This window comes from Streptomyces sp. NPDC034043, assembly GCF_055575675.1.
On sequence record NZ_JBVISF010000045.1, the window covers coordinates 1 to 1,189 of the forward strand.

Sequence of the window (1,189 nt, forward strand, 5' to 3'; positions counted from 1 at the left end):
ACGGTCTGCGTGTGTGACTCGATCCGCAGGTCCGGCTTCTGCGGTGCCTCGTACGGGTCGTCGACCCCGGTCAGACCCGAGATCTCGCCCGCCGCCTGCCTGGCGTACAGGCCCTTCACATCACGCTCGGAGCACACCTCCACCGGAGTGGCCACGTGCACCTCCAGATACGTGGTCCCCGCGGCCGCGTGCCGCTCACGGACGGCCTCACGGCTGTCCGCGAACGGCGCGATCACCGGCACCAGCGCCTTGACGCCGTTGCTCGCCAGCAGCTCGGCGACGAACCCGATCCGCTGCACGTTGGTGTGCCGGTCCTCACGGCCGAAACCCAGCCCCGCGGAAAGGAACTCACGGATCTCGTCCCCGTCGAGCACCTCCACCCGGTGACCCCCGGCGCGCAGCCGCTCGGCCAGCGCGTACGCGATCGTGGTCTTGCCCGCGCTCGGCAGCCCGGTCAGCCACACCGTGGCACCCTGGTCGCTCACGCCCATCCGCTCCGTCTCCGTCACTTCTTCACTCGTCGCCATCAGCCGTGCAACCCGCACTCGGTCTTGCCCAGCCCCGCCCACCGGCCGGCCCGCACGTCCTCGCCCTCCACCACACGACGCGTGCACGGAGCGCAGCCCACCGAGGCGTAACCGTCCATCAGCAGCGGATTGGTCAGCACCCCGTACTCGGCCACGTACGCCTCCACGTCCGCCTGCGTCCAGCGGGCGATCGGCGACACCTTGACCTTGCGCCGCTTCGCGTCCCAGCCCACCACCGGCGTGTCCGCCCGCGTCGGGGACTCGTCCCGGCGCAGACCCGTGGCCCACGCGTCATACCCGGCCAGACCCTCCTCCAGCGGCCTGACCTTGCGCAGCGCACAGCACAGATCCGGATCCCGCTCGTGCAGCCTCGGCCCGTACTCGGCGTCCTGCTCCGCCACCGACTGACGCGGCGTCAGCGTGATGACGTTGACGTCCATCACCGCCGCCACCGCGTCCCGCGTCCCGATGGTCTCCTCGAAGTGGTAACCCGTGTCCAGGAACACCACGTCCACACCCGGAAGCACCCGCGACGCCAGATGCGCCACGACCGCGTCCTCCATCGAGGACGTCACACAGAACCTGGCCCCGAACGTCTCCACCGCCCACCGCAGGATCTCCGGGGCGGAAGCGTCCTCCAGGTCCCGGCCCGCCCGCTCGGC

At 71.0% G+C, this 1,189-nt stretch carries 2 protein-coding genes; both read right to left on the minus strand.

What is annotated here, in order from left to right:
• On the minus strand, nucleotides 1-491 hold a 491-nt coding region (gene cysC / locus ACZ51S_RS34690; protein ID WP_468804776.1), incomplete at its 3' end, for an adenylyl-sulfate kinase.
• A 35-nt stretch (nucleotides 492-526) separates the two neighbouring features.
• Nucleotides 527-1,189, minus strand: a 663-nt coding sequence (locus ACZ51S_RS34695) for a phosphoadenylyl-sulfate reductase (protein ID WP_468804774.1), incomplete at its 5' end; no start/stop codon positions are given.